At 73.6% G+C, this 26,779-nt stretch carries 26 protein-coding genes; 16 read left to right on the forward strand and 10 right to left on the reverse strand.

The genetic code is table 11. The features are described from left to right. Positions 1–29 precede the first annotated feature (29 nt). The 4 genes from WMF43_RS10600 to WMF43_RS10615 are packed head-to-tail and all read right to left on the reverse strand — an operon-like array spanning position 30 to position 3,375. Positions 30–1,202, reverse strand: coding sequence for a PrsW family intramembrane metalloprotease (locus WMF43_RS10600; RefSeq protein ID WP_437679436.1), 1,173 nt, complete (start codon positions 1,200–1,202; stop codon positions 30–32). A 40-nt stretch (positions 1,203–1,242) separates the two neighbouring features. Further along, positions 1,243–2,100, reverse strand: a complete 858-nt coding sequence (locus tag WMF43_RS10605; RefSeq protein ID WP_437679438.1) for a hypothetical protein — start codon at positions 2,098–2,100, stop codon at positions 1,243–1,245. Then, on the reverse strand, positions 2,097–2,453 hold the full coding sequence (locus WMF43_RS10610; protein ID WP_437679440.1) for a DNA gyrase inhibitor YacG: 357 nt from the start codon (positions 2,451–2,453) through the stop codon (positions 2,097–2,099). Before WMF43_RS10610 ends, WMF43_RS10605 begins: the two co-directional genes overlap by 4 nt. Then, positions 2,398–3,375, reverse strand: coding sequence for a hypothetical protein (locus WMF43_RS10615; protein ID WP_437679442.1), 978 nt, complete (start codon positions 3,373–3,375; stop codon positions 2,398–2,400). Before WMF43_RS10615 ends, WMF43_RS10610 begins: the two co-directional genes overlap by 56 nt. Positions 3,376–3,501: 126 nt before the next feature. Here WMF43_RS10615 and tsaB point away from each other — a divergent pair, with 126 nt between their 5' ends. The 5 genes from tsaB to recO all read left to right on the forward strand — a co-directional run bounded on the left by tsaB (position 3,502) and on the right by recO (position 7,546). Continuing rightward, a complete protein-coding gene (tsaB, locus tag WMF43_RS10620) occupies positions 3,502–4,317 on the forward strand; it encodes a tRNA (adenosine(37)-N6)-threonylcarbamoyltransferase complex dimerization subunit type 1 TsaB (protein ID WP_437679444.1) in 816 nt (271 codons plus the stop codon). After that, on the forward strand, positions 4,314–5,186 hold the full coding sequence (locus tag WMF43_RS10625; protein ID WP_437679446.1) for a cyclic nucleotide-binding domain-containing protein: 873 nt from the start codon (positions 4,314–4,316) through the stop codon (positions 5,184–5,186). The genes tsaB and WMF43_RS10625 overlap by 4 nt, the downstream gene beginning before the upstream one ends. Positions 5,187–5,417: 231 nt before the next feature. After that, positions 5,418–6,239 (forward strand): tetratricopeptide repeat protein, encoded by an 822-nt coding sequence (locus WMF43_RS10630; protein WP_437679448.1) that lies wholly within the window; start codon positions 5,418–5,420, stop codon positions 6,237–6,239. 105 nt (positions 6,240–6,344) lie between these two features. Further along, positions 6,345–6,779, forward strand: coding sequence for a helix-turn-helix domain-containing protein (locus WMF43_RS10635; protein ID WP_437679450.1), 435 nt, complete (start codon positions 6,345–6,347; stop codon positions 6,777–6,779). A 44-nt stretch (positions 6,780–6,823) separates the two neighbouring features. Further along, complete coding sequence (recO, locus tag WMF43_RS10640; protein ID WP_437679452.1) at positions 6,824–7,546, forward strand: DNA repair protein RecO; 723 nt, start codon at positions 6,824–6,826, stop codon at positions 7,544–7,546. Positions 7,547–7,597: 51 nt separating this feature from the next. Here the strand turns inward: recO and WMF43_RS10645 are convergent, their stop codons facing one another. Then, entirely contained in the window at positions 7,598–8,776 is a 1,179-nt protein-coding gene (locus WMF43_RS10645; protein ID WP_437679454.1) for a hypothetical protein, read from the reverse strand. A gap of 214 nt (positions 8,777–8,990) precedes the next feature. On the opposite strand from WMF43_RS10645, the gene WMF43_RS10650 reads away from it, so the two are divergent. Next, positions 8,991–9,392 carry a hypothetical protein gene (locus WMF43_RS10650; protein WP_437679456.1) on the forward strand — a complete coding sequence of 134 codons (402 nt, stop codon included), beginning with the start codon at positions 8,991–8,993 and terminating at the stop codon, positions 9,390–9,392. 82 nt (positions 9,393–9,474) lie between these two features. Further along, positions 9,475–10,377 carry a ferrochelatase gene (gene hemH, locus WMF43_RS10655; RefSeq protein WP_437679458.1) on the forward strand — a complete coding sequence of 301 codons (903 nt, stop codon included), beginning with the start codon at positions 9,475–9,477 and terminating at the stop codon, positions 10,375–10,377. A gap of 15 nt (positions 10,378–10,392) precedes the next feature. Here hemH and WMF43_RS10660 read toward each other — a convergent pair whose 3' ends face one another. Next, a complete protein-coding gene (locus WMF43_RS10660) occupies positions 10,393–11,208 on the reverse strand; it encodes an SDR family NAD(P)-dependent oxidoreductase (RefSeq protein WP_437679460.1) in 816 nt (271 codons plus the stop codon). A 165-nt stretch (positions 11,209–11,373) separates the two neighbouring features. Between WMF43_RS10660 and WMF43_RS10665 the strand changes: the two genes are divergently transcribed. Next, the gene (locus tag WMF43_RS10665; protein ID WP_437679462.1) at positions 11,374–14,187 is read left to right on the forward strand and encodes a tetratricopeptide repeat protein; all 2,814 of its coding nucleotides are present in this window, start codon (positions 11,374–11,376) and stop codon (positions 14,185–14,187) included. A gap of 957 nt (positions 14,188–15,144) precedes the next feature. Here WMF43_RS10665 and WMF43_RS10670 read toward each other — a convergent pair. Then, on the reverse strand, positions 15,145–16,527 hold the full coding sequence (locus tag WMF43_RS10670) for a sigma-54-dependent transcriptional regulator (protein WP_437679464.1): 1,383 nt from the start codon (positions 16,525–16,527) through the stop codon (positions 15,145–15,147). A gap of 361 nt (positions 16,528–16,888) precedes the next feature. Here WMF43_RS10670 and WMF43_RS10675 point away from each other — a divergent pair, with 361 nt between their 5' ends. From WMF43_RS10675 to WMF43_RS10690, 4 genes are all read left to right on the forward strand, one after another. After that, entirely contained in the window at positions 16,889–18,019 is a 1,131-nt protein-coding gene (locus tag WMF43_RS10675; RefSeq protein WP_437679466.1) for a hypothetical protein, read from the forward strand. Between the two features lie 88 nt (positions 18,020–18,107). Then, positions 18,108–19,472, forward strand: a complete 1,365-nt coding sequence (locus WMF43_RS10680; protein WP_437679468.1) for a metallopeptidase family protein — start codon at positions 18,108–18,110, stop codon at positions 19,470–19,472. Positions 19,473–19,618: 146 nt separating this feature from the next. Continuing rightward, positions 19,619–20,152: a hypothetical protein gene (locus WMF43_RS10685; protein ID WP_437679470.1), complete on the forward strand. Its 534-nt coding sequence runs from the start codon at positions 19,619–19,621 to the stop codon at positions 20,150–20,152. A gap of 66 nt (positions 20,153–20,218) precedes the next feature. Continuing rightward, positions 20,219–21,253 carry a peptidyl-prolyl cis-trans isomerase gene (locus WMF43_RS10690; RefSeq protein WP_437679472.1) on the forward strand — a complete coding sequence of 345 codons (1,035 nt, stop codon included), beginning with the start codon at positions 20,219–20,221 and terminating at the stop codon, positions 21,251–21,253. Between the two features lie 52 nt (positions 21,254–21,305). Here the strand turns inward: WMF43_RS10690 and WMF43_RS10695 are convergent, their stop codons facing one another. Both WMF43_RS10695 and WMF43_RS10700 read right to left on the reverse strand, forming a co-directional pair. After that, entirely contained in the window at positions 21,306–22,112 is an 807-nt protein-coding gene (locus WMF43_RS10695) for a hypothetical protein (protein WP_437679474.1), read from the reverse strand. A gap of 305 nt (positions 22,113–22,417) precedes the next feature. Next, entirely contained in the window at positions 22,418–23,047 is a 630-nt protein-coding gene (locus tag WMF43_RS10700) for a hypothetical protein (RefSeq protein ID WP_437679476.1), read from the reverse strand. Between the two features lie 103 nt (positions 23,048–23,150). Between WMF43_RS10700 and WMF43_RS10705 the strand changes: the two genes are divergently transcribed. Genes WMF43_RS10705 through WMF43_RS10715 form a run of 3 tightly spaced genes read left to right on the forward strand, consistent with a single transcriptional unit; the run spans position 23,151 to position 24,714 of the window. After that, positions 23,151–23,444 (forward strand): 4a-hydroxytetrahydrobiopterin dehydratase, encoded by a 294-nt coding sequence (locus tag WMF43_RS10705; RefSeq protein ID WP_437679478.1) that lies wholly within the window; start codon positions 23,151–23,153, stop codon positions 23,442–23,444. Between the two features lie 26 nt (positions 23,445–23,470). Then, on the forward strand, positions 23,471–24,298 hold the full coding sequence (rnc, locus tag WMF43_RS10710) for a ribonuclease III (RefSeq protein WP_437679480.1): 828 nt from the start codon (positions 23,471–23,473) through the stop codon (positions 24,296–24,298). Further along, positions 24,295–24,714 (forward strand): hypothetical protein, encoded by a 420-nt coding sequence (locus WMF43_RS10715; protein ID WP_437679482.1) that lies wholly within the window; start codon positions 24,295–24,297, stop codon positions 24,712–24,714. The genes rnc and WMF43_RS10715 overlap by 4 nt, the downstream gene beginning before the upstream one ends. 162 nt (positions 24,715–24,876) lie before the next feature. Here WMF43_RS10715 and WMF43_RS10720 read toward each other — a convergent pair whose 3' ends face one another. Further along, positions 24,877–25,932 carry a hypothetical protein gene (locus tag WMF43_RS10720; RefSeq protein WP_437679483.1) on the reverse strand — a complete coding sequence of 352 codons (1,056 nt, stop codon included), beginning with the start codon at positions 25,930–25,932 and terminating at the stop codon, positions 24,877–24,879. A gap of 286 nt (positions 25,933–26,218) precedes the next feature. On the opposite strand from WMF43_RS10720, the gene WMF43_RS10725 reads away from it, so the two are divergent. Continuing rightward, positions 26,219–26,737, forward strand: coding sequence for a tRNA (cytidine(34)-2'-O)-methyltransferase (locus WMF43_RS10725; RefSeq protein ID WP_437679485.1), 519 nt, complete (start codon positions 26,219–26,221; stop codon positions 26,735–26,737). The last annotated feature ends 42 nt before the right edge of the window (positions 26,738–26,779 follow it).

Below are 26,779 nucleotides of genomic sequence, written 5' to 3' on the forward strand. Positions count from 1 at the left end.
GCGGGAGGCCGCGCAGGGCGCCGCGGCGCTCAGCGCGTCGTGCCGATCCAGGCCCCGGCGCACGCGAGGCTGAACGCGATCGGGGCGAGCGCGGTCGCGAACACGACGGCGACGGGCGCTGCCAGGCCGAGCAGCACCAGCGAGCCCAGGATGGCGAGCGCCGCGGAGGCGGCCGGCTCGAGGACGCTGCCCGTGGAGGAGGCCCGGGCGACGAGGTAGCCGGCGAGGGGGAAGGCCGCGATCGCCGCCGCGACGAGGAGCAGGAGCGGCGCCGCCGCGGCGGCGGAGGCGTCGCCGCGATCGACCGCGGCGAAGTCGACGCCGAAGCGGTGCCCGAGCGCGACCGCGAGGGCCAGGGTGGTCGTCATCACCCCGACCGTGACGAGCGCGCCGAAGACGATCCAGCTGAGCGTCACGGGGCGTTCGGTGCGCCGCAGCGCTTCGCGCACCGAGCCGAGCGACGGCGGCCCGAGCTGGGGGAGGAAGCGGCGCTCCCTGCGGCGCGAGCTCTGAGGGGACGCGCCTCGGCGGAGCAGGTCGCGCGCGGCGAGGAAGGCGACGAAGCCGACGCCGAGGAGCATCGGCGCCGCGACGAGGAGCGCGACCGGGCGGCACGCGAAGACGATGTAGTCGTACGCGCCGTTGAGCAGCATCGCGCCCATCCAGGCGGCGTTGAAGCGGCGGCCGCCCAGCGGCCGCTTGCGCTCGCGCTCGCGCCCGAGCGCGTACCCCCATAGCGAGGCGAAGACCATGTGCGCCGGCACCGCGAGCAGGGCGCGCACGATGTCGAACGACGGCAGCGGCCGGCCCCACAGGTACACGGCGTTGTGCGCCGAGACGAACCCGAACGCCGCCGCCGCGGCGTAGACGAGCCCGTCGAACGGCTCGTCCATGGCGCGCAGCCGGGCGATCGGCGCGACCGCGGCCACCTTCAGCCCCTGCTCCAGCGGCGCCGCGACGACGAACAGGTAGACGAGCGTGATCGCGTCGAGCGTGGCCGCGTTCTTGTCGAGCCCTTGCCAGCGCTGGAGGAAGCCCTCGAGCAGCAGCGCCGGCAGGTACGCGAGCGCGCCGAGCAGCGCGGTCCCGATCGCGAACCGGCGCCTGCCGTAGAGGCGCCGCGACGCCACGAGGGCGGCGGACAGGGCCCCGATCGGCGCGGCGACGGTGGCGAGCCAGATGAGGACGGCGGCGGCGTTCATGGCGCGGGGGACAGGGCGAAGGCGCTCGGCGTCGCGGCCGCTAGAAGTGGAGCCCGGCCACGGCGGTCACGGCGAGCGCCGAGCCCACGCTGGAGCCCTCGGCCGCGAGCAGATCGGCCTTGGCCTGCTGCGGGGTGGCGGCGGTCTCGCTCCTGATCCGCTCGATCTCCTGCGAGGAGAGGCCCGGCCTGGTCAGCGCCAGGACCTCCCAGCTCGCGTTCGCGCCGAGCGAGAAGACCGGCGACAGGTAGATGTCGAGCCCGCCCGAGATCCTCCCGTAGAAGCCGCGGATCGCGATGGCGTCGGCCGCGCCGCTCACCGCGCTCTTGAAGCTGCCGAGGCCGGCGTAGCCGAAGCCCAGATCGATGTGCGGGTCGAGCTTGCCGAGCGGGATGTGCATGCCGACCTCGCCCCCGGCGCTGAAGAGCTGCCAGTCGCCGAAGAACCCGACCCGCCCGCGCGCGCCCACCGTGAAGAACAGGAGCCGGAGCCCGACGCCGGCGCCCACGACGCCGCCGTTCGCCGAGCTCGAGATGAACCCGGCCGTGAGCTCCTCCTCGTCGATGTTGAACGTCTGGAGACCGACGTTCTGGTAGCCCCCCTCGACGTTTAGCCAGGCGATCTCGAGACCGCGCCCGGAATCCTCTTTCTTGGACTCGTCGAGGTGCTGCGCCGTGCTGTCCGACGACACGGGCAGCGGATCGGGTGGGGTCATCGGAGGGGGCGGCGCCAGCCCTCCGGCCTGCATCGACGGATCGTACGGGTTCGGCTGATCGGGCGAGGCAGCGCCTTGCGGTGAGGTCCCCGGAGCCGGCTGGGGCTGCTGCGCCGCCGCCGTGGACGCCGCGGTGGCCGACGCGAGAGCCGTGAGCAGATAGAGCGCGCGGCGAGCGATCATTCGTCCTCTTCCTGGGTATTCCCGTCAAACCCGTCTGTCCGTCCTCTCGGCTCCAGGGCCTCGGCGTCTCCGGCCGAGGACACGGGCGGGCCGGGCACCCGGTAGCTGCCCTCGAGCCAGTGGCCGAGGTCCACCAGCTTGCACTGAGGCGAGCAGAACGGAAAAGCCGGGTTCTCGGGCCTGGGCCCCGCCGATTTGCGGCAGATCGGGCACCTCGCGCCTGGCAAAGCTCCCATGCGGCGTAACGTAGCAGCGTCCATCCCGAGCATGTAGCTCGCGCGCCGAGCGCCCTGCGCTTCAGCCTGGAGGTGCGGCGCGCGCGACCTCGGTGCGCACCACCTGGACGACCACATCCACCTGGCGGCCTCCCGGCTGGGCGAAGGACGCCTCGCCGCGGCTGCCTTCGAAGCGCCACGCCAGATCGGCCGGCGCGTCGGTCGGCTCGTCCGCGCCGGCATGGATGACGGCGCTGACCTCCAGCGTCTGCCTCCCCGAGGTCACGGCCCCGCGCGAGACGGCGAACGTCCCGCCACCGAGCAGCGCGATCGTCCGCTTCGCGAGGTTGCCAAGGTGCCGCGCCGGCGGCTCCTCTCCTTCCGGGCGCCATGAGGCGATGTGCCCGGCCTCGTCGATGTCGATCACGAAGCGCGCCTTGCCGGCGCTCCCGAGCGGCAGCGTCGCCCAGATCGGATCCGCCTGGCACGCGGGCGGGATCGCCCGGGTGAAGGCGCGCCCGAGGCTGCGCACCGCGCTCGCGCCGGCCGCTCCGAAGTCGCCCTCGCCGCCCTCGCCGGCGTCGTCGCTCGCCTGCGCGGCGGCGGAGCGCGCCTGCCGCCCGGCGTTCGCGGTCGTCGCGGGAGCCCGGCGCTCTTCCCCGGCGCGCGCCGCCGCGGTGGGCCGAGGCGCCGGCTGACGCCGCGGCGCAGCGGCCCGGGGATGCGCCCGCGCGCCGCCGGCCGCGGCGTCGCGGGCCGCAGGCGCTCGCTGCTGGGCGGCGTCCGCCGGGGCGGCGTCCGGCCGAGCGGCGTCCGCCGGGGTGTGCGTCGCTCCGGGGTCCTCCGCTCCTGCGCGAGCGTCGGCCGGCCGCGCGGCGCTGCCGCTGCCTGGCAGCGCCGCGGTGGCCCCCGTCCAGAGATCGATCGGCTCGCGCTCCTCCGGCACCGGGGCAGGGCCCCTGGCGGGCTCTTGCGGCGATAACCTCGCGGAGCGCCACGCGCCCACGTGGACGAGCGCCGAAACGAGGAGCGCCGGCAGCATCGCTCGTTGATCGCGCATCGGCTCGCCCTCCGCCCTCCGGGCCACGTGAAGAGGCCGCGGCCCCTCGCTCCTCGCTGAAGCCCGTTGCCCGTGGACCGTGGTTCTGCCAGACAGCACCGCGGCTGCAACGTTCCCGAGCGCCCCGTGAAGCTCCTCGCCCTCTCGACCTCGACCCCGCGCGGCAGCGTGGCGCTCTTCGACGCCCGGGCCCTGGACGCCCACGCCGAGGCGACCGCGCCGCGGGGCGGCGCCCTCGATCCCGCAGCGGCGCCGGGCGAGCCCGGCGCGCGCCTCCTCGCGGCGACGACCTACGCCGATCTGCACGGGCACGCCGAGCGCGTCTTCGGGGCCGTCGACGAGGTGCTCGCCGCCGCGGGCCTTACGGCCGGGGCGATCGGGGCGCTCGGCTGCGATGTTGGACCTGGCTCGTTCACCGGGGTCCGGGTGGCCGTCGCAGCGGCCAAGGGGATCGCGCTCGCGCTCGATGCCCCGGCCGTGGGGGTCACGTCGCTCGAGGCGATGGCCGCCGCCGCCTTCGCCGAGGGCGCGGCGAGCCCGGGTGACTTGCTGGTCCCGCTGATCGACGCCAAGAAGGGGGAGGTCTTCCTCGCTGCCTTCGACGCGCCCGCGGCGCCCCCGGCGGCGCCGCCGCGCCACCTGCCGCGCGACGCGGCGTCCGACGCCATCGCCGCGCTCGCCGGAGGGCGCAGGATCGTCGTCGTCGGCGCGGTCGCCGAGGAGATCGAGGCGCTCCGGCCGCTCGCGGCGCGGGGCGCGGCGCTCGATTTCCCCGACGCGATCTGGATCGGCCGCGCCGCGATCGACCGGCTCCGGGCCGCCGCCACGCGCGGCGAGCGCCAGCGGGCGGCGGCCGAGCACGATCCGGCGCTCCTCGAGCCCCTCTACGTGCGCGCGCCTGACGCGAAGCCGGCCGAGCTGGGATACACTCCGCCGCGATGACCAGCCCGTCTGATGGGGACCGCGGCGCGTCGGACGCCGAGCGCGGAGCCCCGAGCCCCAGCGACGCGGAGCGCGCGCCGCCGCCCTCCGCGGCAACGGAGCCGGCGCGCTCTCCTTCTACAGCCGCAGCGCTCTCCGCCGACGGAGCGCCCGACGGAGCGCCGGCAGAGCCCGACGAGCTCGCCGGCGCCGACCCTGCCGAGTCCGGGCCCGATCCCGAGCAGCTCCGGGCTCGCTTCGGCCGCCCGTTCGAGGCGGGGGACGTCATCTTCCGCGAGGGCGAGCCGGGGACGGAGGCTTACCTGATCGAGGAGGGGCGGGTCCGCCTCATCAAGAAGGTCCGCGGCGCCGAGCGCAGCCTGATGGTCCTGAAGCCCGGGGACCTGTTCGGCGAGTCCGCGCTCCTCGGCGGCGCGGCGCGCTGGTCGACGGCGATCGCGCTCTCCCGCGGCACCGCGCTCTCGCTCGATCAAGGCACCCTGCAGAACCTCGTCGAGCGCAACCCGGCCGTCGCCCTCCGCATCATCAAGCAGCTCGTCGGCCGGCTCCGCGACGCCGAGGATCAGATCGAGATCATGATGCTCACCGACACGCAGTCGAAGGTGGTGAACGCGCTCCTCAAGCTCGCGCAGCAGGCGCGCGCCGCGGGCGGCGCCGCCTCGAGCGGCGCCTCGTTCGCGATCTCGCCGATGGAGCTGTCCACCCGCGTCGGCCTCGACGTCGACACGGTGAAGCGCGCCGTGCAGCAGCTCCGCGAGGGCCAGTACCTGCGCGTCGCCGACGAGCGCCTCGAGATCCCGGACATCGACGCGCTGCGGAGGCTGTTCAGCCTGCTCGGCCTCAAGGACGAGATCCGCGGCGAGCAGTGACGGGCAGGGTGCGCCTGAGCCCTCATCCTACGTCGACCTGACACCGGCTGGAACTCGAATCGCGATCCCGGGGACGCGCTGCGTCTTCGGGGCAGATTCGCGGGTTGACGTTACCAGCGGCCTGGTTTACTCAGGGTTCCCCGCACGCCGGTGACATCCCATCCCGACGTGCTGCCGCGCTGCGGCATTGCTCAGCAGCGGAGCCAAACGGACATGACATCGCAGCGACACATGACAGCAGCGACGCGCGCGGGGTGCATCCGCGGCGCGGCGGCTGTCCTGTCGCTCGTGTCGCTCTTGCCGGCGGCGTGCGGCGGCGCGCAACCTGCGGCGCAGGCGAACGAGACGCGCTCGCTCGCGGAGTACGATCTCGCGCGCGACGCGTTCCAGAACGGCCGCCTGCGCGAGGCGCTGGGGCACGTCGAGCAGGCGCTCTCGCTGGACGACGGCAACGCGGACGCGGCGTACCTGGGCGCCTTGGTCCTGCTCGGCTTCTGCGCGAACGACGTGAGCTCGAGCGACTGCCGCTTCGAGAGCGCCGAGAAGATGGCGCGCCGCGCGCTCGAGGCGAACCCGGAGATGCGGGACGCGAAGAACGTCCTCGGGGTCATCCTCGTGCACCAGCGGCGCTACGACGAGGCGATCGCGGTGCTCAAGCCGCTCACCGAGGACATCCTCTACGCCTCGCCGGAGAAGTCCTGGGGCAACCTGGGCTGGGCGTACCTGCTCAAGGGCCGCAACGACGAGGCGATCGACGCGTTACGCCGCGCCGTCGCCGCGCAGCCGCTCTTCTGCGTCGGCCAGTACCGGCTCGGCCTCGCGTACGAGAAGCGCGGCGAGCTGGAGCTCGCGCGCGAGGCGTTCACCAGGGCGGTCGAGACCGATCAGCCAGAGTGCAGGCGGCTTCAGGACGCGTTCGATGCCCGCGCCCGCGTCGCCGAGAAGAGGGGGCTCTTGGACGAGGCGCGCGCCGACCTCGAGCGGTGCCGCGAGATCGCCGCGACGACGCCGGTGGGGCAGCGCTGCGCCGCACAGCTACAGACGTTGCAATAAGCCCTCGGAGCGCCTCCCGAGAAGGACCTTCGGGTCGCGCTAGGGGTTGAGGAACGGTTCTCGGGGTGAGTAGAGTGACGACCGAATGACGATGGGTGGAATGGGATGGAGTCGATCGGACGCTACCTGAGACGCACGCGTGAGGCCCGAGCCATGAGCGTGGAGGAGGTCGCCCGCGCCACGCGCATCCCCGTGATCTCGATCGAACGTATCGAGGCGGATCACTTCGACGACCTGCCGGGCGAGGTGTTCGTCCGCGGGTTCCTGAAGGCGTATGCCCGCGCCGTCTCGCTGCCGATGGAGGAGGTGCTGGCCCGGTACACGGCGAGCCGCCGGATCGCGCTGGTGACACCGCTGCCGATCGCGGCGCCGGCCCGGCGCACCCAGAGCAGGCGCTTCGGGGTCGCGATCGCGTTCGTGCTGCTGCTCATTCTCTTCACGCTGGCGCTCAGCATCGTGCTCCGGCCGCGCGGCCACGACATGCCGCCCGAGCTGTCGGAGCGCACCCTCACGCGGGCGAGTACCTCCTCCCCGGCCTGAGGGCCAAATTTCCGTCGCACGTCCGCGGCGGCTCCTGTTCATCCATGCCTCGCTCCGTTCGCCCGCGGACCGAGCGCCTCCGCACCGAGGCGCTGCTGGTCCGGCGTGTCCCTTTCGGTGAGGCCGACCTCCTGGTCGGGCTCTTCACCGAGGTGCGCGGGCTCGTCTCCGCCGTCGCGCGCGGCGGGCGCCGCTCTGCCAAGCGTTTCCCGTCGCTGGAGCCGATGCACCTGCTCCGCGTGACGGTGGAGATCCGTCCCGGCGCCGAGCTCGCCCAGCTCACCGAGGCCGCGATCGAACGCCCGCGCTTGCGCCTCGCGGGCGATCTCGCGCGCCTCGAGGTGGCCGGGCGCGCGCTGCGCTGGGTGCGCGAGATCGCGCCGGCGCAGACGCCCGAGCGGGCGGTGTGGGACGAGCTGAACCAGCTGCTCGATCGCCTCGACGCGCTGCCCTCGGCGTCCCCGCAGGCGCTGCTCGCGGAGACCGGCCTTCGCCTCCTGGCCGCCTTTGGCTGGGGCCTCGAGCTGGCTCAGTGTGTCCGCTGCGGGCGCGCCTGCGACGCGACGCAGTCGGCGTACGTCGATCCAGCGCGCGGCGGCCTCGTGTGCCGGGGGTGCGGCGGCGGTCCGCTCCTGTTGCGGCCCGAGCCCAGGGAGCGCCTGCTCGCCGCCATGCTCGGCGACGCCCCGGAGATCCCGGAAGACGACATCCCGATGGCGCTCGATCTCGTCGAGGGGGCGCTCATGGCGCACGCGAGCGGGAGCTGACCGCACGAGCCCCCGCGCGCTGCGAGAGGCGCTGCCAGGGCCGCTGCCGCGCTACGCCGCGGCGTTCGCTCTCCAGAAGCGGCTGACCGCGCGCGGCGCCTCCGCAGACCCCTCGATCTCGACGTAAGGCCGGCCGGGCGCGGCGCGCGGGAACGAGAAGCTGCCCGTGTTTGCGTACCCGTCGCCGAGCGTCTCGCGGTGCGTGTGGCCGAAGACGACGAGCTTCGCGCCCGTCGTCCTCGCCACCCGGCCGGCGCTCTCGGCCAGCCGTTCGGCGACGGTGCCGGCATAGCGGTTGTGGCCGTTCGCCCAGCTCACGCCCATCAGCAGCGCGCCGAGCCCGATCGCCGCGGCGCCGGTCTCCCGCGCGCCGAGCCCTAGCGCCGCGATCCCGGCGCCCATCGACAGGGTCGCGATCACGCGGTCGAAGTAGAGGCGCGTGAACGTGCTCGCCGCGCTCTCGAGCGTCGGCGTGGCCGCGAGCCCGAGGAGGTCGTCCGCCATCGCGCGGGGCACGCCGAGCTCGTGCGCGAAGCGCTCGACCACCGCCGCGCCCACGGTCACCTCGCCGCGCGCGCGGTAGAGCGGCCCGCTCTTCAGCATCGCGCCGATCGCCGCGTGGAAGTAGCGGTAGATGACGTACGGCGCGCGGGGTCCGTACCAGGTGAACGCCGAGAGGAACAAGCTGAGCGGCGCCTGGTCGTTCGCCTGCAGGTAGCGGTGCGCGCCGGTCGGCGCGATGAACTCCTCGACGAAGTGCACGCCGAGGCTGCGCTCGCCGACCACGAGGGGATGCGCCGGCGCGTTGTCCGGATCGTACAGGTGACCGTGCTCGATGTGGATCGCCCCCTCGCGGAAGAACCACGGCGTGGTCCGGATCCGCGCCCGCGCCTCGCCGGACACCCCGAGCGCCTCCGCCAGGGCCGCGGGGAACTCGGGCGCGCCCACCTCGACGTCATGGTTGCCGCCGGAGAGCCAGAGCTCGCCGCCCCGATCGAGGTGCTCGGCGAACGCCACCCGCGCCGCCGGGTGAGCGAACAGCGCCTCGCGCAGCGCGCGGGGGCGGGGCATCGAGGGCGACTCGGACGAGAGATCGAACAGATCGCCCGCCACCACGACCCGGTCTCCCGCGTGGGCCTCCACGAACCTGGCCAGGTCGGCGGTCACGTCGCGCGGCGTCTGGCGCACGAGGTGGAGATCGGCGAGCACGACCGTGCGGCGCTGCGTCATGTCCTATTCTATTCAACACGTCCGTCCGGGCAGTGCAATTCGCCGCCGGCCGCACGAACGCCACGTCTCGCCGGTTCCTCCTCGCGGGTTCGCGCGTCGGCCCGAGCCGGCGAGCCCATCCTTGGGATCTGCACGCTGCGGGCGCGATCGCGCCGTGGGCTCGACGCCCGCACCGCCGTGTCCCATGCATGGCTGTATGGAAGGCTCGGCGCGAATGCGACATTCGTCCCAGAAGGGGAGCGAGGGGCTGCTCGAGGAGATCGCCCGCGCCCTGCGCAGCAACGACATCGATGCGCTCTCCCAGATCTATGCCGAGGACGCCGTGATCGAGGAGGTGAGCAGCCGCCACCCTCCTGCTCACCCCAGCGTCACCCGGGGCAGGCCTGCGATCCTGGAGCGCCTGAAGGACGAGATCTTCCGCGATCCGCTCTCCGGGTGGTCGCGCCAGCTGGACGCGACGGAGATCCTCGACGGCATCGAGACCGACGACGGGCTGGCGTTCACGGAGGTGCGGATCTACGCCGCGGGCGACCGGGTCATCGCGCAGCACCTGGCCCGCAAGGACAATGGCCTCATCGGCCATGAGCGGGTCGTGGTCGCCTGGGACGCGGAGTGAGCCTCGGAGGATCCGCGGCGGATCCTGCCGCCCCGCGCCTATGGGCGGCGCCGCTCACGTGAAGGCGAGGTAGAGTGGCGCCGTGACCACCGCCGTCCTCCTCAGCTGCCACGGAACCGTGGATCGTCTCGATGACCTGCCCGCCTTCATCTCGAACATCCGTCGCGGCCGGCCGGCCTCGCCGGAGCTGCTCGAGGAGGTGCGGCGCCGCTTCGAGGCGATCGGCGGCTCGCCGCTCATGCGGATCACGCAGGCCCAGGCGGACGCGCTCGCCGCGCGGCTCGGGCTCCCGGTGGCGATCGCGGGGCGGCTCTGGCGCCCGTATCCGGCGGAGGTGCTCGCGTCGCTCCACGCGCGCGGCGCGCGGCGCGTCGTCTCCCTGCCGCTCGCGCCGCAGTCCGTCGACATCTACAACGCCGTCGTGCGGGACGCGGCCGCGAAGCTGGGCGACATCGAGCTCCGGTGCGCGCCCGCGTGGGGGCTCGAGCCGGCCCTGATCGACGCCTTCGTCGAGGTGATCGACGAGACGCTCGCGCGTTTCCCCGAGGAGGTCCGGGCGAAGGTGGCGGTGATCCTCTCGGCCCACAGCCTCCCGCAGCGGGTCATCGACGCGGGCGATCAGTACGAGGTCCAGTTCCGCGAGATGGCCGCCGCGGTGGAGCGCCGCATCGCGCCGCGCGGCAACCCGGTGTTCGTCGCCTTCCAGAGCCAGGGCATGACGGGCGACGCCTGGATCGGACCGGATCTCCGGTCGACGTTCGACAGGCTGACCGAGCGCGGCCTGCGCGAGGTGATGATCGCGCCGATCGGCTTCGTCGCGGATCACGTCGAGACGCTCTACGACCTCGACGTCGAGGCGATCGCCCTCGCGCGGGAGGCGGGCCTCGCCCGGCTGGAGCGGGCGCCGGCCGTCAACACGCGGCCGCGCTTCATCGACGCGCTAGAAGCGATAGTCCGGCGCGAGCTCGACGCGGTCGCGCCGTAGCCCGCCCTCGCCGGGTCAGCCGTCCCGACGCTTGGCCTTGCGCGAGAGCCTCGGGGCGGCCGCGCTGATGAGGCCGGGCGCGAGCCTCGTGAGCGACACCAGGAGCTTCGCGTGGCCGGTGATGATCGCCTCGGCCCGGCGCGCGACGATGGCGTCCATGATCTGCCGCGCCGCCTTCGGCGTCGGCATGACGAGCCAGCTCGGCACCGGATCCGCGGCGCCTTCGCGCAGCGTGCCTGCGTTGTCGATCTGACGGATCTCGCTCGTCACGAATCCGGGGGCGACGTGCGTGACCGCGACGCCCTCGCCGTGGAGCTCGGTGCGCAGCGTCTCGGCCAGCGCGCGCACCGCGAACTTGCTCATGGAGTAGGCGCCCATCGCCGGGGCCGCGACGTAGCCGCTCGCGCTGCCGATGAGCGCGAGGCCGCCGCGCGCGCGCTTGACCTCCGGCAGCGCCGCCTGGACGGTGCGCAGCGCGCCGAAGACGTTGGTCTCGAACTGCCGGCGGATGTCGTCGAGCGAGAGCTCCTCGATGCGCCCCACCACGCCGAACCCGGCGTTCGCGATGGCGATGTCGAGGCGCCCGAACGCCCCGCGCGCCTCCTCGACGGCGCGCTCCACGTCGCCGTCGCGCGTGACGTCGCACCGGGCCGTGATCGCCTCGCCGCCGGCCTCGCGGATCTCCCGCGCGAGCGTCTCCAGCCGCTCGGTCCGCCGCGCCGCGAGGACGGGCCGGCCGCCGCGCCGGGCGACCTCTCGGGCGAGCGCCTCGCCGATGCCCGACGACGCGCCGGTGATGAGGACGACCTGCCCTGCGAGCCTGCTTGCCATGGCCCCCCGCATACCACGATCGCGCGGGGACAGGCCCTGGCGCGCCCTCGGGCGCTCGCTCATGCTCGGTCCTTCTCCTCTCGGCTAGGATGGTCCTGCCCGGGTCGACCGGGCGCCGGTCGTTCTTGCGCTCGTTCTTGCGCACGTCCTTGCGCACAGGGTGTCATGCGAAGCCACTCGATCCGCCGCACGCTCTCCGCTCTCCTCGTGGCCGCCGCGTGCGCGGCCCAGGCCCCTGCCTCCGCCGAGCCGCCCTCCTCGCTCGCGCGCGCGGAGGCGCTCGTCGCGCAGGGCGACTACGCGGGCGCCGAGAAGGCGCTCGCCGCGATCCAGGGCGGGACCGAGCGCGCGGCGGCGCTGCTCGCGAAGGCGCGGATCGAGCTGCTCACGGGCCGCTACGACGACGCCGCGAAGACCGCGAAGGCGGCGGCGGCGCTCGGCAAGGAGGCGCGGATCGCCGCCGCGCCGCTCCGGGCCGAGGCGCTCGCGCGCCGCGGGAAGATGGCCGAGGCGATCGCGGCGGCGCGCGAGGTCGAGCAGGAGGACGAGGCCCGGCGCGCGCGGCTCCTCCTCGGCGAGCTCCTGATCCAGTCCGGCAAGCGGGGCGAGGCGCGCGCGCCGTTGATGACGCTCATCGAGGACTACAACGACGACAAGATCACCGCGAGCGACGCGGAGGGGCTGTCCCTGGTCGGGCGGGCGGCGCACCTGCTCCGGAGCGCGCGCGACGCGAACGACGCGTTCAACGCGGCCGAGAAGGTGGGCGGCAAGCAGCGGGTCGAGACGCTGCTCTGGCGGGCCGAGCTGTTCCTCGACAAGTACGACCCCGGCCACGCGGGGCAGGTGGTGAGCGAGGCGCTGAAGCTCGCCCCGAAGGATCCGCGCGTCCGCGTCGCGATGGCGAGCGTCAAGCTCGACAGCGCGATGGATTTCGGCGCCGCTGACAGCGAGGTCGAGCAGGCGCTCTCCGTGAACCCGAGCCTCGCCGAGGCGTTCTTCGTGCGCGCCGGGCTCGCCCTCCGCGACATGGATATCGACGCCGCGGACGCCGCGGCCGATCGTGGGCTCAAGGTCAACCCGAACGATCTGGAGCTGCTCTCGATCAAGGCGGCGGCTCGCTTCCTCGCGGACGACGCGGCCGGCTTCGAGGCCCTCAAGGCGAAGGTGCTCGGCCTGAACCCGGAGTTCTCGCGCTTCTTCCAGATCGTCGGCGAGTTCGCGGAGTGGGAGCATCGCTACGACGACATCGTGAAGATGATGGGCGAGGCGACGAAGGTCGATCCCCACGACGCGAAGGCGCACGCCACGCTCGGGCTCAACCTCATCCGCGCCGGCGACGAGAAGAGCGGCCTCGCCTCGCTGCAGAAGGCCTGGGACAAGGACCGCTTCAACGTCCGGGTCTTCAACACGCTGAACCTCTTCGAGAAGGACATCGCCAGCCAGTACGTGACCGTGGAGGGGCAGACGTTCCGCGTCCGTTACCACAAGCAGGAGCGGCCGATCCTCGAGCGTTACGTGCCGCGCATGCTCGAGGAGGCGTGGGGCTCGATGGTGAAGCGCTACGGCTTCACGCCGAAGATGCCGGTCTCGATCGAGCTGTACGCCTCGACGGAGAACTTCAGCGTCCGGACGAGCGGCCTGCCCAACGTCGGCATCCAGGGCGTCTGCTTCGGCCAGACGCTCGCGGCGCTCAGCCCGGCGGCCGCGGAGTTCAACTGGGGCAACGTGCTGTGGCACGAGCTCGGTCATGTGTTCGCGATCCAGCTCTCGAAGAACCACGTCCCGCGCTGGTTCACCGAGGGGCTCAGCGAGTACGAGACGATCATCCGGCGGCCGGAGTGGCACCGCGAGGAGGACCCGGCGCTGTTCGCCGCGCTGAAGGGCGGGAGGATCCCGGCCGTCGACGGGTTCAACCGGGCCTTCACGCACGTCGACGACATCGCGGACGTGACGATGGCCTACTTCGCGGCGAGCCAGATCGTGGTGTTCATGGTCGAGGAGTTCGGCTTCCCGAAGGTGGTCTCGATGCTGCCCCGGTGGGCCGCGGGCAAGCGGACCCAGGACGTCGTGAAGGAGTCCCTCGGCATCGGCACCGAGGAGCTGGATCGGCGCTTCCGCGCGTGGCTGAAGCCGCGCCTCGACCGCTACGAGAAGCAGTACGTCCCCGATCTGCACGCGCCGCCGCTCGAGGAGGCGCGCAAGGCGGCGGCGCGCGCTCCGAAGGACGCGAAGCGGCTCGTCGAGCTCGCGCTCGCGCTGTTCGAGGACGGTCAACGCCAGGAGGGCGAGGCGGTGCTGGCCGAGGCGCTCCGCGCGGATCCGAAGCAGCCCGACGCGACCTACCTGAAGGTGCGGGCGGCGTTCGCCGAGAAGAACGCTGACGAGGCGGCGAGGCTGCTGAACAAGATGATCGCCGACGGCCACGACGGTTACGTCGTGCGGATGAAGCTGGCCGATCTGGCCGAGGTGAAGAAGGACGCGGCGCGGATGAAGGCGAACCTCGAGGCGGCGTCGCGCCTGGATCCCACGCAGGCCGAGCCGCTCCAGGGGCTGTACGACCTCGCGCACCGGCAGAAGGACGCGGCGGGCGAGCTCTCGGCGCTGCGCCGGCTGGCGCTGCTCGACCAGCACGATCGCCGGGTGTGGCGGCGGCTCTTGCGGCTGCTCGTGGAGCGCGGCGCGTGGGAGGAGGCGCGCAAGGTCGGCGAGAGCGCCATCTACGTGGACGTGGCGAACCCGGAGATCCACCGGCTGTACGCGCGCGCGCTGGCGCGCACGGGGCGGCACGTGTCGGCGATCTACGAGCTGAACAGCGCGCTCCTGAGCGGGCCTAAGGCGGCGGACGCGGCGGAGATCTACGGGGAGCTCGCGAAGGCGTACGCGAAGATGAAGCGGGACGATTACGCGAAGCAGGCGCTGGAGTACGAGAAGGCGATGCGGGGGGCGTCGCCGGGGGCGCCGCGGGTGATGCCGGATTGACGGGAGGGCATGCCGGGCGGCACGCGCCGGAGGGGGTCTGCGCGCGGCAGGGCGCGGGTGGGCGCTGGCCATCCGCCGAGGCGGGGGGCGAGGAGCTTGCGCATGCACCACCGCCCGGCATGTCTCCCTTCGGGCCATGCCACCTGGGAGGTTTCGTCGCGCGCCACACAAGGCGCGCCTGAGACGTGGAGCCCACCGGGACCTTATGGCACCTCGGTCGGTGCTCCAGCGCGCCCACCCGCGCCCTGCCGCGCGCAGACCCCCTCCGGCGCTCGCGTTATACGAGGCTGACCCAGGCCGCACTCGACGGACAGCCGGAGCTCACCGGGCGCCCGTCGAGGCATCCGCGGATGCTGATCCGGTCGACCGGGCGCCCGTCGAGGCATCCGCGGATGCTGATCCGGTCGACCGGGCGCCCGTCGAGGCATCCGCAGATGCTGCTCAGGTCCACCGACCTCCGGTCGGGGCATCCGCGGATGCTGATGCGGTCCACCGGCCGCCGGTCGAGACATCCGCAGATGCTGCTCAGGTCCACCGGTCGCCCTTCGAGGCATCCGCGGATGCTGCTCAGGTCCATCGGCCGCCGGTCAGAGCATCCTCGCTCGCCATCGGCTCGGCAGCCGCTTGCTCCCGCTGCTTCCGGTCCAGGCCATGCGCGCGGCCGCCATCTCCGCCCCCTCTTCCTACCCGTAGCGCCGGGGGGAGGGTCTGCGCGGCGGCCGCGGGGGGGCGCGATCAAGCACCGACCGAGGTGCCATAAGCTCCCAGCTGGCTCCACGTCCCAGGCGCGCCTTGTGTGGCGCGCACCATAACGTCCCAGCTGGCAAGGCCCGAAGGGAGACATGCCGGGCGGTGTCCCATGCGCAAGCTCCCTCGCCCCAGTCTTGGCGGATGGCGAGCGCCCCCCCGCGGCCGCCGCGCAGACCCTCCCCCCGGCGCGGGCCCCCGGGAAGGGGGCTATTCCTCGTCCGGCTCCCCCTTGTCCCCCCGCAACCCGAGCGCCTTGCACTTCTTGTAGAGGTGGCTCCGCTCGAGCCCGAGCCCCCGCGCCGTCGCCGCCATCTGCCCCCCGTGGTGGCCGAGCGCCTCCTCCAAGATGGTCCGCTCCGCCTCCTCCGCGAGCACCCGGAACGGCACCCCCGGCCGGAAGAGCCCGCCTTTCATCGCGGCCTGCTGCCCTCCGAGGCACACCTTCACGTCGCCCTCGTCGATCGTCTCGTCCGGCGTCAAAATCACCAGCCGCTCGATGATGTTGCGCAGCTCCCGGACGTTCCCCGGAAAGCTGTAGGCGACGAGCATCGCCATCCCGCCGCTCGTGAACTCCATGCCGGGACGGTCGTTCGCCTGCGTCGCGATCGCCAGGAAATGCCGCGCGAGCAGGGGCACATCGTCGCGCCGCGCCCGCAGCGGCGGCAACGACAGCGGCAGCACGTTCAGCCGATCGTAGAGATCCGGCCGGAACTGACCCTCGCGGCACGCCGCCTCGATGTCGCGGTTCGTCGCCGCCACCACGCGCACGTCGACCTTGATCGTCTCGTGCCCGCCCACGCGCTCGATCTCCCGCTCCTGCAGCACCCGCAGCAGCTTCGCCTGCATGGCGAGCGGCATGTCGCCGACCTCGTCGAGGAACAACGTCCCGCCGCTCGCGCGCTCGAACTTCCCGCGCCGCTGCTTCGTCGCGCCCGTGAACGCTCCCGCCTCGTGCCCGAACATCTCGCTCTCGATGAGCTCGCTCGGGACCGCGGCGCAGTTCATCTTCTCCAGCGGGCCGCGCGACCGCTTCGACGCGCCGTGGATCGCCCGCGCGACCAGCTCCTTCCCGGTGCCGCGCTCGCCCGTCACGAACACCGTCGCGGTCGCCTTCGCGGCGCGCGCGATCTGCTCGCGCAGCTCGATCATCGCCCGGCTCTCGCCGATGAGCTCGCCGACCTGGCCGGTCTGCGTCCGCAGCGCCTTCGCCTCGGCCTCCGCCCGGACGAGGCGCAGGGTGTTCTCGAGCACGAGCAACAGCCGGTCGGTCGAGAGCGGCTTCTCGAGGAAATCGATCGCGCCGAGCCGCGTCGCGCGGACCGCGGCGTCGACGGTCGCGTGGCCGCTCATCATCACGACCGGCAGATCGGAACCTGCGCCGCGCAGGCGCTGGAGCAGCGCGACGCCGTCGCCGTCCGGCAGCGAGACGTCGAAGAGCGCGATGTCGTAGCTCCGCTTCGCGAGCTTCTCCTCGGCCACCCCGACGCCCCCGGCGACGTCGACCGTGTAGCCCTCCAGCGAGAGGGCCTTCTGGAGGGTCGTCAAGATCGCTCGCTCGTCATCGAGCACCAGCACATGTCCGCGCGGCATACACGCCACGGTAGCGCGGAACGGCGCGGAGGATGGCCGCCGGATGCGCGCCGCCCGGCAGCGCCGGCGCGCCCCGGAGACGCACCTCGCGGCGCAGGCGTAGGCGCGCAATGCGACGGGCGCGCGACGAGCGTGCAAGGCGTGCGCAACGTGCGCAACGTGCGCAACGTGCGCAACGTGCGTAGAAGGAGCGCGTCGACGCGACGACACGCCCGGCGGGCGTCGACGCGATGGCGCCGCCGACGAGGGGGGGGGACGTGCTCGGACGTCGCCGTCCCGCGAACGCGCGGCGCTCATCCTCCGCCCAGCACACAGGAGAAAGGGGCGCCGGCTCGCGGGCGCTATGGTAGGTTGGCGCAGAATGTCTGCCGACGATCTCGCGACGGCGGAGGGGGATCTGGAGCGAACGCCGTTCGCTCACCTCTTCGTCTATGCCATCGATCAGCGGCTGACCGGCGCGCTCATCCTGGTCGATCCCACGGGCGGCGAGCACACGTTGAGGATCGTCCGGGGAATCCCGGTCAAGGTGCGCCCCAGCGACGGCTACGCCCGGCTCGGGGAGATCCTGCTCGAGGAGGGGGTGATCACCGCCGAGATCCTCGCGGAGGCCCTCGCGACCAGGGGCCTCCTCGGCGACGTGCTCATGCTGTCGGGGTGCCTCGACACCGCGACGATCGACTGGCTCGCCCAAGTCCAGTTCGTGCGGCGCATGGTGCGCCTGTTCGACCTGCCTCCCCAGACGAGGTACCGCTACTTCGACGGCCTCGACGTGCTGGCCGAATGGGGGGGCGATCCCGCGAAGGTCGATCCCCTCGCGCTGCTCTGGGCAGGGCTGCGCGACCACGGCGAACGCTCGACGCGGCTGGAGCGGACCCTGGAGCGGCTCGCAGGGGTGCCCCTCCGCCTGCACCTCGCGTTCGAGTCCGGCCGCTTCGGGTTCGGCGAGGCCGAGCTCGCCGTCATCGACGCCCTCCAGGGCGCGACGCCCACGCTCGCGGCGCTCCTCCGGTCCGGGATCGCGCCCGAACCGACCGTGCGCAAGCTCATCTACACCCTGGCCATCACCCGTTGCCTCGATTTTGGCAAGGGCCCGCCGGTCGGCGCGGAGAGCTCGTCGAGCGTGCCGCCCGCCAGCGCGGCGAGCCTGTCGCTCGGGCGCATGCAGCTCCGCGCGACCGTGCATCGCGTCGGCGCCGCCGCGCCGGATCCCGCCGGCGACGGCGAGCGCGCGCCGGTGCTCGGCCGATCCCGGCGCCGCGACCGCCCGTCCTCGGAGCCGCTGCCGTCGCCGACATCGATCACCGCGGGAGCATCCCCCCTCCTCGGGGGCTCCCTCGCGGCCGCGGTGGCGGCCGAGCTCGCCAGCGCTGCCGGGCTCGACAGCGATCGCGCGACGCGCGAGCCCTCCGACAGGGATCGCGAGGCCTGGGGCTCGCCGGGGCCGGCCGAGGGCGCCGCCCCCGGCGGCTCGCCGGCCGGCGAGGACCCCTGAGGAGAGCGGCCCGGATCGGCGCAGGGAGCCGGCCAGGACGCCGCGTCGCCCGGGAACACGCGCACGCTTCTTTCTAGGACGCCGAGCGATGCCGAACCCCGCGCAACGCCAGCTCCCCGCCCGGGTTCACCTGCCCTCGGGCCTCGTGGTGCGCCTGTCGGACGCCGCCGCGCGCGCTCATGCCGCGTCCCTCCTCGGCGCAGCCGCGGATCGCGGCGCCGGGCGCGCCTTGCCCGGCAGGTGCGCCCGCGACGTGCAGATCCTCGCCGGCCCGTCGGTGCTGGCCGACGCCCGCGGCGCGCCGCTGGATCCGCTCGGCCTCTCGCTCCCGGACGCCCACGTGCTGCGGGCCCTCCTCGCCTTCGCCGGCGTCGTTCCCGAGGAGCCGGGCGCGTACACGTGCGAGAACTGCGGCGCCCCCTTCGAGGTCGCCCCGTCCAGCCTGCTCGAGATCGGCCCGTTCACCGACGGGGAGCTCGATGACCCCGAGCTCGATCGCCCGTTCGACTTCGGCGTGCCGCACCCGATCCCGGCGCTGCGCGTGGGCCGCGCCGTGTGCCGCCGCGCCCGGCTCGCCGAGCGGACCGTCGAGGAGGCGATGCCGCTGCTGCGCCTGCCCGGCGACGGCGTGCTGCGCATCACGCCGGCCGTGGTCGTCGCGATGGGGATCGTCGCGCTCGGCAACGAGCGGCGCGCCCCGGTGATCGCCGACGCGCTCGCCGCGGCGCCGGACGAGGCGTGGGCCGCGATCGTCGACCTCTGCCACGAGGCGCGTTACCCGGCGCGGCTCTTCGCGGTCCACCGCTGCCGAGGGTGCGGCGCGCGCAACGATCTCGACGTGCCCCTCGAGCGAGAGCTCGCGCGCGCGGATCTCCGCGCTTCCGGAGAGGACGAGGGCGATCGCGCGGCGCCGGGCGCCGCGGGGAGCGGAGCGGCCGCCTTCCCGGATCTCGACGCGTTCGAGGCGCGCGTCCGCGCGGCGGCCGAGCGCATCTACGAGGAGCGCGGCGTGCGCAACATCGACCTCTTCATCGACGCAGGGGTGCCGGCCTGCGACGACGGCGGCGAGCCGCTGCTCGGCTGCTACACGCCCGGGACGCCCGCGGACGAGCTCGGGATCGCCAGGGCGCCGGAGATCCGGATCTTCTACCGGACGTTTCGGTCGGAGGCCCGGGAGGATCCCGGCTTCGATGTCGACGCGGAGATCGCCGAGACGATCGACCACGAGGTGATCCATCACCTGCACCACCTCGCCGGCAGCGATCCGGTCGACGACGAGGAGCACGCGCAGATCGAGCGCGAGCAGCTGCGCCGGGTAGGCCAGGCCGAGGCGGCGCGGCGCGCGCGCCGCGGGGCGCTCTCGGACCTCGCCGGCTTCCTCCGCGTGACGTGGCCGGCCTGGCTGATCGCTGCCGTCGGGACGGCCCTCGCGTGGTGTGAGGGCGGGCGTTGACCTCGGCGCCCCGGCGCGCTCCCCGCGCGAGCGCGCCCGCCTCTTTCTTCGATGCCCGGGGAGAGCTGTTTATACTGCTGGGACAGCCCGAAGATGTGCCGGGGGATCCCGGCTCCTCGAGCGCCGCTGTGCTCCTGCCGAGGATCGTGAAGACGAAGAGCTCGCCGGCCGCCACGGCCGGATCCACCAAGGCGCCACGTCCCGCCAAGCGGGACGGCGATGCGCAGAACCGCCGGGGAAGCCCGGACGCGGTAGAGAAGCGCCGGGCTGCGCGCCGGTTCAACGAGCTGCTCCTCGGCGGCGGCGGCCGCGCCAGCGACGGCCGCACGGAGCGCCGGCGCCGGCGGCTGCTCACGGAGCTGGCCGAGGGGGTCGCGCGGCGCGGCAAGCGGGCGCTCAAGCCGATCGACGTGCTGTCGCGCGTGGAGGAGCTCCTCGAGCTCGGCGAGCCGCTCGCGTCGATCCGCAAGGTGTACCCGCCGCCGCCGCCGGTCGAGGTGACCGCCGAGCTCGTCGAAGGTCTGAAGCACCTCCACCGCGCCTACGGCTTCTCCGCGGACGTCTACCGGTTCGTGGGGCTCGACGCGCACGCTCTCCGGAAGGCGGGCGTGCTCCGGGGCGGCGAGCGCGAGGGCCAGGGCGGCGCAGCCGCGGAGACGGCGCGCCGCGGCGCGGCTTGACCCTGCCCGCCGGCGCGCCGCGGCGCGGCTTGACCTTGCCCGCCGGCGCAGGGATAACCCGCTGCGATGCGCGCGAGAACGGTGAAGCTCCCCCTCGCCGCGGCCGCGCTCGCGGCCGTGTGCGCGGCGTCGACCGGCCTGTCCCTCCGCGCTGAGGCCCAGCCGGCAGCCGCGCCCGCGGCGGATCCGGTGGTCGCGCGCGTGGGCGACCGGGTGATCACGGCGCGGGAGGTCGAGCGCAGGATCGCGCAGATCCCGCCGTTCCAGCTCCAGAGCTTCGGGCGCACCGCCGACGAGATCCGGAAGAACTTCGTGAGCCAGGTCCTCGCGCGCGAGCTCCTCCTGGCGCAGGGGGCCGCAGCGCAGAAGCTGATCGAGCGCCCCGACGTGCAGGATCGCGTGCGCAGCGTCCTGCGCGCGGCGCTGCTGCAGCAGGTCCAGGCGGAGGCGGCGGCGAGCTCCCCCGTGACGGACGAGGAGGTGCGCGCCTACTACGAGGCCCACCGGGACAAGTTCAGCTCCCCGGCGATGGTGGCGCTGTGGCGCATCCTCGTCGGCACGCGCGAGGAGGCGGAGGGGATCCTCGCCGAGCTCAAGAAGGACCCGTCGCCGCAGCGCTTCAAGGATCTCGCGCGCGACAAATCGCTCGACAAGGCCACCAGCATGCGCGGCGGCGATCTCGGCTTCGTGGCGCCCGACGGCGCCACGAGCGAGCCGGGGCTGAAGGTCTCCCCGGCGCTCCTGGAAGCCGCCGCGCGGGTGAAGGACGCCGAGCTCGTGCCCGAGCCGGTGCCGGAGGGCGACCGCTTCGCCGTGGTGTGGCGGCGGCAGAGCAGGAGGCCGGTGAGCCGTACGCTGGAGCAGGAGGCGCCGTCGATCCGGCAGATCCTCGCGCACGGCAAGGCCGAGGCGCGCGTGAAGCAGCTCCTCGAGCGGCTGCGCGCGCAGGACCTCTCGGGTTACGCGCCCGAGCTCGTCGATCTCGTCGACGTCACCTCGACGGGCGACCTCCAGCCGCTGCGGCGCCCGGGCTCGCTCCCGAGCAGCCGCCGGCCGGGCGCCCCGCCGCCGTCGCCCGTTCCGCGCCACGACATGCGCTGAGGCGCGGCGGCGCAGCACGCGCGGCGGCGCATCATGCGCGGCGCGGCGGGCGTCAGCTGAGGGCGACGATGAGCGCGATGGCGGCGAAGCCGGAGGTGATGGTGAGCGCGAGCGCGGCGACGCTCCCGGCGCGGCGCGCGCGGTCCGCTGCTTCGGGGCGCAGCGCATAGACGCCCTGGAGCAGCGCGGTGGAGGCCTTGCCCGGCACGCGGAGCGACACCGACAGCAGCTGATCGACGCCCTTCCTGCCGCTCGCGAGGATCATGGCCAGCGCGCCGAGCGGGCCGGCCATGAGGTCCCAGCCGCACGCGTAGAGCCCGAAGCGGAGGGCTCGCCGCCGCTCGGGCCGCGCGCCCTGGCGGCGCGCGCCGAGATCGAGGGCGGCCCCGTGCACGGCGTGCGCGAGCACCATCCACACCGTGAGCGCAGGGACGCCGAGCGCGAGCCACTGGAGGGCGCTCGCGCGCGCGGCCGGGTTGCGCGCGAGCTCCAGCGTCAGGGTCGGCAGCGCCAGCGCGACGAGGGGCAGGAGCGCGGCGATCATCGAGAGGATCGCGAGCGTCTCCGCCAGCAGGGCGAACCGCATGGCCGCCGGGAGCGCGCCGTCCGGCATCGCCGCGAAGAAGGTCTCGGCCCCCAGCGTCGTGGCCTTCGAGGTCGCCCAGAGCCGCGACCACACCCCGCCGATCGGGCGCTCCCAGGGGACGATCGCGACGACCCCCGAGCCCTCGTCGCACGCCGCGGAGCACCCCGGGCAGTCCGGCTGACCGCAGCACGCGCACAGGACCGCCGCCGGGACGTCGAACGCCTCGTCGTCTCTCGCAAGCTCACGGCGTACGCTGGCAGATCGCTTGGCCATTGCGCACCTCCGAGCAGCGGACAAAGGCCACTCGGAACAAGGTTACGCCGCACGAGCGGGCCTGTCGACCCGAGATGCCGTCGAGGGCGTTCATCCTCACGACGGCGCGCGTCCGTCGCGAGGAGGTTACGGGAGGCGACGCGAAGGATGGGCCCGCCGCTCTTTCTCCGAGCTCCGAGTTCCGAGCTCCGAGCACGTCGCGCTCCGTCCTTCGACAGCCGCGTTCGACAAAGTCTTTGGAGCAGAAAAATTCACGGCGCCCGGCCGCGGGCCGCGGTGCGCAGGGACGCGCGCGGCGCAATCGATCAGTGGAGCACCTCGCCCCGCCGCCGCGGCTGCTCCGTGGGGAGGTCGTCGCGTTTTCCCCCGAAGACGGCGGCGGTGATCAGCGCGATCAGCGCGATCGCCCCCGTCGCGTAGAGCCCGTAGCCCCACGTGAAGCGGACTGGGCGGAGCAGCGTGCTGGCCGGCGCGAACAGGAGCCGCATCGCGACGGCGGTCAAGGCGACCGCCGCGAGGAACGCGACCGCCACGCGGGCGCCGCGCATCCTGTGGATCGACCTCCGCGTCAGCACGAGCGGGATCATCACGAAGAAGGCGACCGCGGGCGCCCACATCCACCCGAGCCTGCGCGCGAGCCCGAAGCCGCTGAGATCGCGGAGCTCCGGCGCGGTCTCGTGGACCCACGGCGCGAAGAAGGCCGCGAGGCCGAGCGCGGCGAGCGCGAGCAGGAGACCCCTGCCGCGCCCGGCGTACGCCCACGGGAGCGGCTGCATGTCCGGCGGGATCGGCTCGTCCGGATCCTCGTGGAGCGCCTCGTACGAGGGGGGGAGCTTCGTGAGCGCCTCCAGCCGCAGCCCGCAGGCGGGGCACGTCTGCGCTTCGTTCGCCTCGAACATTTCCCGGCAGAAGGGGCAGGCGCGGAGCCCGGTCATTCCGGCGGGAGGATAGCGCGGGGTGGGCGGCCCGGCAGCGCGCGCCCGGGCTCTCGCATTCCGGGGTTCCACCGGGGCGGAGCTTGGCCCATAGTTCGCCCCCATGGGCAAGCGCGATCGGCTCTCGGACGATGAGATCGCCGGGTTCGTCGCCGCTCACCCGGGCTGGACGCGGACGGGCGAGCGGATCGAGCGGAGCTACTCGTTTCCGGACTACAGGACCGGCGTGGGCTTCGCGATGCGCGTCGCCCTCCTAGCGGAGCGGCGCGATCATCACCCGGACATGATCCTGTCGTGGGGCAGGGTGCAGGTCGCGTGGTCCACCCATGACGCCGGCGGTCTGACGGCGCTGGATCTCGAGCTGGCCGAGCTGACCGACGGCCTCAACGCGACCTGACCCTGCGCGTGGGCAAGGTGCTGGGGATGCTCCCGAGCGAGCTTGTGCGGCGTCTGGATCTCGGGCTGGAGGGGGATCTGCCGCACCTCGAGGAGGCGCTTACGCACCCGAGCTTCTCGAACGAGCAGCGAGGCGGGCGGCGCGTGGACAACCAGCGGCTCGAGTTCCTCGGGGACGCGGTGCTCGGCCTGTGCGTGACGGAGCTCCTGATGGAGCGCTTCCCGGGGGCGCGGGAGGGGGAGCTCTCGATGATGCGCTCGGCGCTGGTCAACACGGACGCGCTCGCGGCGTGGGCGCGCGGGGTCGAGCTGGGGGCGGCGCTGCGGGTCGGGCGCGGCGCGGAGGTCGCCGGAGAGCGCGACCAGACGAACGTGCTCGCCGACGCGACCGAGGCGCTCGTCGCGGCGCTCTACCTCGATCGCGGCTTCGAGAGCGCGCGCGCGCTGAGCCGGAAGATCGTCGCGAGCCCGCTCGCGCAGCTCGCGAGCGGCAGCCTGCTCGGGCGCGACGCGAAGAGCGAGCTGCAGGAGCGCGTGCAGGCCCGCGGCGCGGCGTCGCCGCGCTACCGGCTGATCGGCACCGAGGGCCCGGACCATGACCGCGCGTTCCTCGTCGCGGTCGAGGTCGACGGGAAGGTCATCGGCAGCGGCCGCGGCCGATCGAAGAAGCTCGCGGAGCAGGCGGCCGCGCGCGCGGCGCTCCTGGCCTGCGCCGCGCCGCCGGAGCCCGCGGCCGCGTCCGAGGAGCGGGCGCGCGCCGAGCCCCAGGAAGGCGCGCTCGAGAGCGCGGGGGCCTCGCCGGCCGGCGGGGCACCCCCTGAACGACCCGTGAACGACCGAGGACCCCACCGATGATCCGCCACCTGTTTCTTGCCGTCGCCTTCGCGCTCTGCGCGCTCTTCATCGCGCCGCCTGCCTGGGCCGGGAGCTACCTGGACAGGGCGAGCCTGCTCCTCGACGAGGCCCGCAGGGAGGGCGACATGCTCCACCCGCGGACGCACGACAAGGAGCTCGTCATGGTGATCCACGCGCTCGCCGAGGCGCGCGCCCGGGTGGCGAGCAAGATGGAGTGCCCGGCCTCCGTCTCCAGGGCGCACCCTCACCTCCTGCTCGTGCTCGAGAACAGCGAGCGCGCGGCCGACGCGGCCGCGCAGGGCAACTTCAAGAAGTTCATGGAGCACCTCACCGTGGCGCGGAACGAGGAGCGCGCGTTCCGAGCGATCCTCGCCGAGCTCGGCTACGCGCTCCCCGATCTGAACGCGCGGCGCTAGAGCGGCGGTCACCCGCTTCGGATACGGGCCCACCTCGACGTTTTCGGTGCTCAGCGCACAGGAGTGCGCTTGCGCGCCGAAAACGCCGAGCTGGACCCGTCTCCTGTGCGGGGGACCACCGCTCTGCGATGCTCGGACAGGGACGGGGGGAGGCGCTCTACGTCAGAAGACGGCGCCGAGGTCGAGCGCGATCGTCCACTGCTGCCCGAGCCCGGCGAACTTGTTCTCGCCGGCGATCTCGTAGTCCTCGCCCTGGTTCGCGTCCTCGGGGGTCACGACGTCGGTCACGAAGTGAGCGCCGAACTTGACCATCTGGAACCGCAGCTGCGCGCCGAAGTGGAGCCGGTGGCGCGACATGCGCACGGCGTCGAAGACGACGGTGTTGTTGAAGTCGGCCTGCGAGCCGCCCGCGCAGACCGGCTGGCCGTCGAAGGGCGGCGTCTCTCCGCCTTGCCCGTCTGCCGGGGTCGCCGGGGAGTTCAGCCCGCGGAAGTTGCAGTAGTTCACCGCGTCCGTGTTCGGGGTCAGATCGATGAGCCCCGAGTCGCCGAAGATCCGGAGCCACTGGTAACCGGCGTAGGGCGTGAGGACGACGGTGCCGGCGATCGGCAGCGGCTTCGAGATCTGCGCGTCGACCCCGGCGACCGTCAGCTGGAACTCCTCGGTCCCGGTGACCGTCCGGACGCTGCCGCCGACGGCGAGCTCCGGCAGGATCGCCGGGAGGCCCCTGCGGAAGCCCTCGAACAGCGCCCAGCGCATGTCGGCGCCCGCGCTGATGAGGCTCGTGTTCGCGAGGAACCCGACCGTGCCGGTGAGCTCGAACCCGAACGGAAAGCCCTTGCGGACCTTGAGCGCGTAGTGCTGCAGGAAGTCGTCCGGGCTCCTGTTCTCGATGGAGAAGTCCTTCGTCGCAGGGTCCTGCGGCCCTTGCGTGCCGAGCTTCCAGTAGTCGGCGTCGCTGTCAATCTTCGTGAAGTCGGCCTCGAGGCCGATCTCGAAGCCGCCGTAGCCCGTGGTCCGCGCCGAGTGCATCGCCGACGGCGCGACCGCGAAGCCGTACTGCGCGATGAGCTTCGCGAACGCCGCGTCGTCGGTCTGGCAGCGCTGATAGCGCGACGCGGGGTTGTAGTAGAGGCCCTTGTCCGGCCCCACCAGGCGGCAGCCCGCGTCGCGTACGAGCCGCGCGAGCGCCGGATCCATGGTGTCTGCGGCCGCCACCGAGGACGACGCCATCCCTACGAGGGCGATTGCCGAGGCGATCCAGCACGATACGCGCATTCCAAGTCTCCGAGGCGGGAGGCTACGTGTGCGCTCGTCCACCCGTCAAGCGGCCAGAGGAGCTTCCGGCGGTTCGATCGCGTTTTGCGCGGCGCGCGGACCGCCTGCCTCTTCCCGGAGGAGCTGCGCCGGCCGGCCGACGCCGCGCCGGCCGGGCCACGGCGCCGGACGCGCGATCCCCCGCTGGGGGGTTGCGGCGCGCGGGCGCGTCGCGGCAAAGAGGGGCGTGCTCAAAGATGGTCGCCCCCGGCTCCGCGCGGCGCCGCTCGATCCGCCGTTCCGGATCGTGCTCGTCGAGCCCGAGATCCCGCAGAACACCGGCAACATCGCGCGGCTCGCGGCTGCGACGCAGAGCCCGCTCCACCTGCTCGGCAGGCTCGGGTTCCGCATCGACGAGCGGAGCGTCCGCCGCGCGGGGCTCGACTACTGGCACCTGGTCACGCTCGAGCAGCACCTCGACCTCGCCCACTTCCGACACCGTCACCCGACCGCGCGGCTGCGCCTGTTCAGCGCGGTGGCGTCGCGGAGCTATCTCGACGCCGACTTCCGGCCAGGCGACGCCCTCGTCTTCGGCAAGGAGAGCGTGGGCCTCGACCCCGACCTGCTCGCCCGCATGCCGGACGACGTGTTCGGCATCCCCACGCTGGGCGCCGTGCGCTCCCTCAACCTGGCCAACGCCGTGTCGATCGTCCTCTACGAGGCGCTCCGCCAGGTGGGCGCGCTCGCGGGCGCAGCGCCAGGGTGAGCGGGTGGCGCGGCGCGGCTTGCGCCGTGAGCAGGCGGCGCG

It is taken from the genome of Sorangium sp. So ce131 (assembly GCF_051519095.1).
Lineage (GTDB): Bacteria > Myxococcota_A > Polyangia > Polyangiales > Polyangiaceae > Sorangium.